Raw genomic sequence first — 8632 nt, forward strand, 5'->3', positions numbered from 1 at the left:
CGCCCGGCGCCCAGCGCCCAGCGCGAAGCGCCCGGCCGCCCGGCCTCGTCGAGTGGGCCGTTCGGCTACGGTTCGAGGTCCCTCTCCCGGCTGCTGTCGTCACGCTCCCAGGAGCCGCCGTTACGTCGTGCCGAGGAGATCCTCGAGGCGGTCACCATCCCGGCGTAGACCGCCGAGTCCGCGACGGGCTGGAGCGCGGAGACGACGAGCTGACGGGCGGTGCGCGCCGTCGTGGCCTCGGCGGCGGTGCCGCCGGTGGCCGATGCGTCCGACACGTGCTCGGCGTTGCCGGCGTAAGTGCGTCGCAGGACGGCCAGCAGGCTGGCGACGTCGCGAGGGGTGCGGACGAGCACCGGAGGGCACGGCACGATCTCCACCTCGTGCGGCGCGAACTGCGCGTCCACGAAGAGGTCGTCGGCAACGAGTGCGGGGAAGGCGCCGAACCGGTCGTGCCCGGACCTGCTCAGTGCGTACACACCAGCCCCCCACAGGTGCTGCTCACACTCGGGGAGTCGCTCGCGGGCGCGGTAGAACGAGCGCACGAGACGGCTGGCGCCGCGGACGTCGAAGCGGTACGGCGGCCGGGCGGCCAGGGCCGGCCCGGTCGACAGGGCCGTCAGCACCGCCTCCACGGCAGCCGCCGTGATCTCGATGTCGGCGTCGAGGTAGATCCGCGGCCACGTCGTCGCGTGGGCGTCGGCCGCGTTGAGGGCTGCTGTCTTCGACGGCGTCGGGAGGTCGAGGACGGTGGTGCCCGGCACAGAGCGCGCCCGCTGCACGGTCGCGTCCGTGCACCCGTTGGCCGCGACGACCAGCTCGATGCGTCCGGACGTGGCGAGCGCGGAGAGTGGTGCGAGGGTGCGCGCGATCACCGCCTCCTCGTTGTGGGCGGGTACGATGACGGCTCCGAGCTTTCCCTCAGCGCTCGGCATCGGACACCTCGGCCTGCGGAAGCTCCCGCCTGGCCCGGGCGGAGAGCAGCGCACGGAGCACGACGCGCTGCTCCGGGCGGTTGAGCCGCAGGAACGCCCCGATCGCGGCCGCGGCGCGGGTCGCCTGCGCATTGGCCCATCCGTGCCACTTCTCGGCGTACCGGACTCGGTTGACGGCGGACAGCGCCACCAGTTGCGACGAGGAACCGGACGCGCCCTGCTCGTGCCGGACGACAGCGCCGGGCTCGTACCAGATCGCGTGTCCGGTAGTCCGGAGCCGGCGCATGAAGTCGACTTCCTCGCTGTACAGGAAGAAGCGCTCGTCCCACAGCCCTGCCCGGGCCGCCGCGCCGCTGCGCACCATCAGGCAGGCACCGGTCGCCCAGTCGACCGAGTGCGGATGGCGATAGGACGCGTCGTCGTAGTCCACCTCGGTGAGCCAGGCGGGCCGTCCGGGCAGGTGACCGCCCAGGACCGCATCGCCCAAGGTGCGCAGGACGGACGGTTCGCGCCTGAGCGCCGGGCAATCGTCGGTGTCGCCGCCGTCGTAGTGCGGGACCACGGCGCCGACGCCGGGTTGCCACAACCGACGCCACATCGCGCCGAGCGCGCCCGGCGCGAGGCGGATGTCGGGGTTGAGGACGAGGAAGGCTCGGCAGTCACCCGCGGCCTTCGTGCCGAGGTTGATCCCGGCGGCGTAGCCCACGTTGCCGCCGGCACGCACCACGCGCACGTCCCCCTGTCGTTCGAGCAGCTCGAGCGTGCCGTCGGTCGAACCGTTGTCGACAGCGACGACCCGCATCCGGAGGCCCTCGGATCGGCGCCTCAGGTCCTCGAGGAGCTCGCCGACGACTCGCGCGCTGTTGTAGGTGACGACCACCGCCGCGAGGTCTGCCCGGGACTCCCGCGCGCCGGGCTGCTCCCCGTCACCGGTCAGGCGGCTCGGGTCGGTCACGTCCGCGCTCTCGCGGTGCAGGCGATGGAGCGCGGGAGGCCCTTGGACGAGGTAGCGGCGCGAGAGCCGCTGCGGTTCACGGGCCAGGCGGTAGGACCACTCGAGTCCGTGGTCGGACATCCAGGCCGGCGCCCGCGGGATGCGGCCGGCCAGGAAGTCGACGACGGCGCCGAACGCCAGCTGGACCGGGGCGCCGACGCGCGCGCCGTGGGCGGCGATCCACAGTTCCTGTCGGGGTTTGCCCAGGCAGAGGACCAAGATGTCGACGCCCGCTTCTCGGATGGTGTCCGCGAGATCGGCGGATGCTGCCGGATCGTCGATGATGCTCCGTTCGGGCGCCCAGGACCCCGCGACGACCAGCCGGGGATAGCGGGCGCTGAGAGCCCTGCTCAGCAGGCCGTGCGTCTCCTGGGAACCGCCCAGGAAGCCGACGCGCAGGCCGGTCCGGGCGGCGGCCCCGAGGATCGGGTGGATGAGGTCGCTTCCAGCCAGTCTCGACCAACGCCTACCCGTGAGTGCGTTCGCCCGTTGGACGAGGGGGGCGCCGTCGAGGAGGGTGAGCCAACGGACGGCCCCGCTCGCCTCGGCGTGCTCCAGGACCCCATGCCATCGGCCCCCGGTGCCGAAGTGGTGGATGTGGTCGAGGTTGGCCGACAGCACTCCCAGCGCCGCGGATCTGGGGTGGAGGGCGGTGTCGAGGATCGTGTCGAGGGCCTCCGCCTCGGAGGTGAGCGCCACTTGGCATCCACCGAGCGACACGGTTCGGGTCCACTCGTCGGTCTGGTCATCGGGCTGGCCCGGGATCGGCTCCCGGACCTCGTGGGGGTTGGATGCGGCAATCATTGACACACTCCCGGCGCGAGGATTATCTCGCCGATGCTTCCGAAACGGGCATCGACGTCTCGATCGCACGCGCGATCCGGCCACGGGCCCGCATGACGGCGCTCGTCTTCCGGCGTCCGTACAGACGTGCCACTTCGGCGCGTGCGCGTGTGCGTTGGTGGGGCTCGAGGTCCGAGCGATCGATCCAGACAGCCAGCTCGCGGCACTGGATGATGTGTCGGCAGTAGCCCTGCCAGCGGGGAACACCCAGGACGGCCGCCACGGAACCGGTGCGGCGTGTGTCGCGGCGGCGCCGGGCCAAGGGCGAGGCGACATGCGCCCAGGAGCCGGCGAGCGCGAGGCGGGCGGCGAAGATCTCGTCCTCGAGGAGGATGTTCCTGCGGTCGACCACGGCGGCCTCCCGGCGCATCAGGCCGTACAGGGGATCGACCACCGCGAATCCGCTGGTCAGTAGCCTGAGCATCGCGGCGAACCGTTCGACGGGATCCGGCGACCTCAGCGGTGACGGGTCGTAGCTGGCGTCGAGGATCTCGCGGCCGTCCTGGTCCACGTACGTGACCTGCGTGGTGACGAGAACGCGGCGAGGATCCTCGGCGAAGGCCGTCAGGCTCAGTTCCACGTACCGCGGGTCGAGCACGTCGTCGTCGCCGATCCAGCGCACGAACGAACCTGACGTGGCCTCCGCCGCGCTGCGGAAGTTGTTGAGCAGACCGATGTTGTCGCGGTGGCGTCGGTACACGATCCGGCTGTCCTGGCCGGCGAGATCGCGACAGATCTCCTCGGTGTCGTCGGTCGACGCGTTGTCGCTGATGACGAGCTCGATGTCGGTGTGGGTCTGCGCGAGCACGGAGCGGATGGTGTCCGCGATGGCGACCCCGCCGTTGTAGACGGGAAGCGCGACCGAGACCCGCCGGCTCATGCCTTCACCTGCCGCCGGTTCGCCAGCCGGACCGCGACCCAGTCGCGCGCGACCGCACGCGCGCCCGCGGGTACGGCAAGGCCCAGGTACACAAGCACGCCCAGCGAGCCGGCGACGAGCAGGTCGGCCGCCGGTAGGTCGAGGCGGGAGGCGACCAGCGCCATCGTCAGCCCCGCGGCGATCCCGGACAGGACCGGCCGGACGGAGCGCCGCAGGACCGGGCGCATGTCGACCCCCGCGCGGTGCAGCATCGCGAAGGCCAGGGGGATCGCCACGAGGAGCGCGACGACGGCGTTGCTCATGGCCGCTCCCCGCATGCCCCAGAGGTTGGCGCCGACCCACAGCGCCGGCACCAGGACGACCAGCCACACCAGGTTCAGCACGGTGGTGGCCGGGGTGTTGCCGAGTCCGGTCTGGATGTCGAACACCAGCGCGGTGAGCATCCGGGCCACCATCACGAACGCGAGGAAGCGAAGGGCCTCGGCTGATGGCAGCCACCTCTCGCCGTACAGGACATGGATCATCGAGGGCGCCAGGGCCACCATCCCCGCGGCGATCGGCATGACGAAGCCGATCAGCAGCGGGATGGTTCGTTGGGCCCCGCCGGCCACCGTGTCCATCTCGTGCTCGGCCAGCCGTGAGAAGGCTGGGATGGAGACGTAGCGGACGGCCGTGCTCACCAGCCCGGGAACCCAGCTCGCGATGTTGAACGCCAGCAGGTAGAAGCCCAACGTGTACGTCCCGAGCACGTTGCCGACGATCATGGAGTCGGAGTAGAGGAGCACGGACTCGATGCCCAGGCCGAGTGCGAGGGGCGCGCCGAACACGATCAACCGGCGGGCGACCTGTCGGTCCAGCCCCAACCGGAACGGCACCCGCGCGATGCGCAGCACCAGCGCCGCCACCACCAGGCTCTGAGCCAGGCTTCCCAGGACGAAACTGTACGCCCCTGCCCCGTTCGCGGCCAGGGTCAGCGTGATGCACGCGCTGAACGAGAACCCGACGGCGATGGCCTTCGTCAGCTTGTCCTGCTGGAACCGTCGCTGGATCAGGCCGACCGAGACGGCAGTCACGCCGTCCACCACGATGATCAGCGCCAGCAGGCGCATCAGGGGAATGGCTTCGGGGCTCCCCGCGATACCAGCGACGACCGGCGCGCCGAACCAGAAGAGTGCGTACCAGCTCAGGCTGAAGACGATCGCCATCGTCCGTGCCGTGGGCAGCATCCTCGCCGGCTCGCCGCGCCACTGGACCACGCCGGCGATGATCCCCATGTCGTTGACGTGGATCAGGAAGGCGTTGGCGGCGAGCGCGACGGCGTAGAGCCCGAAGTCGTGGGGGGCGAGGAGCCGGACCATGGCCAGGCTCAGTGCGAACGACCCCATCTTGAGCAGCACCGCACCGAGGAGGGCCCAGCGGAGCCCGCGCCCTGCGCTCCGGCCGACGGACCCGGCGCTGTCGGCCGTCGTGGAGCCCTCGGCGTCCGAGGTCGTCTCGGCCTGGAAGGTCACGACCGGGAGTCCCCGGGCACCCGCTCCAACCAGATCTCACGCCACCAGCAGACGAACTCGCGAGGGCAGTTGGCGTTGAAAGCACCCTCGCACACGATGTCCTCGAGGATGATGCACGGGTTCTTCATCGTGAGCATCTCGCCCGTCCGCTCGTCGATGCACTGGTTGGCCCGTGCCTTCACCCGCGCGATCCGGCCGCAGAACCGCGACATCTCGACGTCGAACCCCATGCCTCGGTTGAGAAGGTTCTGGTCCAGTGTCGCGAGGATCTCCTCGCGGGACTTGATGCGGACCAGCTCGCCGGGCTGCAGGTCGAGGTGCGCGGTCGGCGTACGGCCGCTGGTGACCTTGCCGGCGAGGAACCGCCACTGCAACCCGCCGCGGAACCACAGCGCCGCGGGCAGCACCCGCTTGGCCAGCTGCTGGTAGAGGTTGAAGAGGGAGACGAGAAACGCGGTCACGACCGCGCGGGGCCCGGCGTTGCCCGTGGCGACGTCGCGGCTGTACTGGCGCAGGTCGCGCGCGGGGAGGTGCTCGGGGGTGGCGCGCAGCATCTCGGTCCCCTGGCACGAGTAGCGGACGCTGCCATCGGCACCGGGGGCCCGACGCGCATTCACCTCCAGGAGGGGAAGGAGCACGCGGCCGTCCGGCTCGGGATTTGGGGGTGGAGCGGTGTCGGGATCGACCCGCCTGAGCCACTGTTCCTTCCAGTAGATCGAGCAGGCCGTCTCGCAGCCGCCGTGGGCCGAGCCGTCGCATCGTGCGCCGCTCAGGTGAACCGCGTCCCGCATGCGACGCATCCCCGAGCCGGAGATCGTGTCGCACGCCTTGTGCGCGACCTTGTGGACGGTCATCCTTCGACCGCAGAAGGCCAGCATCTCGGGCATGAAGGGCAGGCCGTCCAGCTCGCCGCGTTCATCGAGCGTCGCCCGGATCTCGGTCGCCGAGCGAACCTCGACGAGGTCGCCGACCCTCAGCCCCAGGAGACCCTGCGGTGCGACGGGGGTGAATGTCATCGGATGCTCCTTTGGTGCCTGGTGCTCTCGCCGATGCGTCACTGAGCAAACTAGGTCGGGCTTCAGGATCGACCAGAGCATCTCGTGGGGACTCCCTAAATTGGGTGACCCTCCGACGTTCGAGGTCCCGTGGGATCACCCGTACCTCACGACTGGGGCCAGCCTGGTTCCCCCTAATTGGTGGTGGGGACGACCGCTTCGGTGCGTAACGTCTCGTTCGAGGGCTGCACCTGGTGTGTGTCAGGACAGATCGGGGCCGAGGGATCATGCGTGTACGGAGAGTTCTGCTGGCGTTCGCCACGCTGATCGCCACCCTGGCGGTGCTCGGCGCCACAGCCGTCGCCCCGCCGGCAGCGACGGCTGAGACCTTCACCGATCCCGGTTTCGCCTCCGAGACTGTCGCCACCCTGCCGCCGTACACCCTCGTCGGACTCACGTTCGCCCCCGACGGCCGGATGTTCGTGTGGCAGAAGAACGGCGTCGTGCGCGTCGTCGAGGACGGTGCCCTCCTGTCCACGCCGTTCGTCGACCTCAGCGACCACGTCAACACGTTCGATGACCGGGGCCTGTGGGGCCTGGCCCTCGACCCCGACTTCGAGTCCAACGGCTTCGTGTACCTCAGCTACACCTACGAGGCTGCCGGGGACCCGAACGACTCCGGGGCGAAGACCGCCCGGGTCACCCGCGTCACCGTGGACCCGTCCGATCCGGATGTGGCGCTGCCCGGGGAGACGGTGATCATGGGCAGCGTCGGCGCCGCACCCTGCAGCGCACAACCGGCGGGCGCGGACTGCTTGGCCGCCGATGCCGGCAGCCACTCCGTCGGAGGCCTGCATTTCCTCGACGACGGCACCCTGCTCGTCGGCATGGGGGATGGAGCCGACGGTGGCGCGACCGACCCGCTGCCGCTTCGTGCGCAGGACCTCGACAGTGCGAACGGCAAGATCCTGAGGATCAACACGGACGGCACCGCGCCCTCCGACAACCCCTTCTACGACGGCACTGACAGCGTGCGGTCCAAGGTGTGGCTCTACGGCGTGCGCAACGCGTTCGGCTTCGACGTGCAGCCGGGCACGGGCGACATCTGGTTCGGTGACGTCGGCTGGAACACCTGGGAGGAGGTCAACCGAGGGACCGAGGGCTCGAACCACGGCTGGCCCTGTTGGGAGGGGAACGAGGTCAACACGACCTACCAGACCACGTCGGTCTGCGCGAACCTCGCACAGAGCTCTGTCACCATGCCCTACGACGCGTACGCCCACTCGACCGGTGCGTCCGCGGTGATCGGCGGGCCCTTCTACGACGGTACGGCGTATCCGCAGGAGTACCGCGGCAACTGGTTCTACGCCGACTACACCGGCAGCTTCATCAAGCGGGTCACGTTCGACGGCGACGACAACCCGACGGGCATCGAGACCTTCGCGACCGAGGTCGACTCGCCGGTCGCGTTGAGCGTCGGCCCGGACGGACTCCTCTACTACCTGTCGTTCGCCACCGGCGAGATCCGGCGCATCCGCTCCACCGGCCCCACGGTGGTGGCCTCCGCGACGCCGGCGTACGGTCCGGCGCCGCTCGCGGTCTCGTTCTCGAGCGCGGGGACGACGAGCCCGGCAGGCGGCGCGCTCACCTACGACTGGGGCTTCGGGGACGGCACCGGCTCGACCGAGGCCAACCCGACCCACACCTACACCGGCACGTCCGTCCAGGCCTACACCGCGATCCTCACCGTCACCGACAGCGAGGGCATCTCGGGGTCCGCTACGGCATCGGTGACGGTCAACAGCACGCCACCCGTCCCGACGATCTCCCAACCGGCGGACGGGACGCCGGTCGAACCCGGTCAGACCGTCACGTTCCTGGGCGGGGCGACCGACGCCGAGGAAGGGGATGTCCCCCCGAGCGGGCTCAGTTGGACGGTGCTGCTGCACCATAACGAGCACGTCCACCAGTTCGTCACCGTCGCGGGCGACGGCGGCAGCTTCGTCGCGGAGAATCACGGCGCGATCGGGACATACTCCTACGAGGTCATCCTGACCGCGACGGACAGCAGCGGCCTCTCCGCCTCGAGCAGCATCAACCTCCCGGTGGTCTCCGACACCGTGCCGCCGACGGCGCCGACGGCCCTCACCGCGGAAGCGGCCAGTTCCAGCAGCATCGTCCTCGCCTGGCAGGCGTCGACGGATGACAATGCCGTTGCGGGCTACCAGGTGGAGCGCTGCGAGGGCACCGGCTGCACCGACTTCGTGCAGGTCCCCGTGACGTCCGCGGGCACGGGGATGACCGACGCGGGTCTCCAGGCGTCGACGACCTACCGGTACCGGGTCCGCGCAGCGGACGTGATGGGCAACGTGGGTGACTACTCGAACGTCGCGAGCGCGACCACGCTGGCTGCGGCGCCGGCGCCCGACGGGCTGGTGGCGGGGTACTCGTTCGATGCGGGGTCTGGTGCCTCGGTG

At 70.4% G+C, this 8632-nt stretch carries 6 protein-coding genes; 1 reads left to right on the plus strand and 5 read right to left on the minus strand.

From position 1 onward, the window contains the following. Window positions 1-65: 65 nt before the first annotated feature. The 5 genes from ABLM29_RS17640 to ABLM29_RS17660 are packed head-to-tail and all read right to left on the minus strand — an operon-like array spanning window position 66 to window position 6257. Window positions 66-932 (minus strand): glycosyltransferase, encoded by an 867-nt coding sequence (locus ABLM29_RS17640; protein WP_349715710.1) that lies wholly within the window; start codon window positions 930-932, stop codon window positions 66-68. Continuing rightward, complete coding sequence (locus tag ABLM29_RS17645) at window positions 919-2730, minus strand: WecB/TagA/CpsF family glycosyltransferase (protein ID WP_349715712.1); 1812 nt, start codon at window positions 2728-2730, stop codon at window positions 919-921. The genes ABLM29_RS17640 and ABLM29_RS17645 overlap by 14 nt, the downstream gene beginning before the upstream one ends. A 22-nt stretch (window positions 2731-2752) precedes the next feature. Next, the gene (locus ABLM29_RS17650) at window positions 2753-3649 is read right to left on the minus strand and encodes a glycosyltransferase (RefSeq protein ID WP_349715714.1); all 897 of its coding nucleotides are present in this window, start codon (window positions 3647-3649) and stop codon (window positions 2753-2755) included. Further along, entirely contained in the window at window positions 3646-5160 is a 1515-nt protein-coding gene (locus tag ABLM29_RS17655; RefSeq protein WP_349715716.1) for an oligosaccharide flippase family protein, read from the minus strand. Before ABLM29_RS17655 ends, ABLM29_RS17650 begins: the two co-directional genes overlap by 4 nt. After that, a complete protein-coding gene (locus ABLM29_RS17660; RefSeq protein WP_349715718.1) occupies window positions 5157-6257 on the minus strand; it encodes a hypothetical protein in 1101 nt (366 codons plus the stop codon). Before ABLM29_RS17660 ends, ABLM29_RS17655 begins: the two co-directional genes overlap by 4 nt. 185 nt (window positions 6258-6442) lie before the next feature. Here ABLM29_RS17660 and ABLM29_RS17665 point away from each other — a divergent pair. Next, window positions 6443-8632: PQQ-dependent sugar dehydrogenase (locus ABLM29_RS17665; protein ID WP_349715719.1), on the plus strand; the 2190-nt coding region annotated here is incomplete at its 3' end.

Source organism: Nocardioides sp. YIM 152588 (assembly GCF_040191335.1).
Classification (GTDB): Bacteria; Actinomycetota; Actinomycetes; order Propionibacteriales; family Nocardioidaceae; genus Nocardioides.

What these genes read in the sequence shown, in the direction of transcription:
- ABLM29_RS17640 (WP_349715710.1), bottom strand. Translation starts at nt 932, where the DNA reads ATGCCGAGCGCTGAGGGAAAGCTCGGAGCCGTCATCGTACCCGCCCAC.
- ABLM29_RS17645 (WP_349715712.1), bottom strand. Translation starts at nt 2,730, where the DNA reads ATGATTGCCGCATCCAACCCCCACGAGGTCCGGGAGCCGATCCCGGGC.
- ABLM29_RS17650 (WP_349715714.1), bottom strand. Translation starts at nt 3,649, where the DNA reads ATGAGCCGGCGGGTCTCGGTCGCGCTTCCCGTCTACAACGGCGGGGTC.
- ABLM29_RS17660 (WP_349715718.1), bottom strand. Translation starts at nt 6,257, where the DNA reads ATGCTCTGGTCGATCCTGAAGCCCGACCTAGTTTGCTCAGTGACGCAT.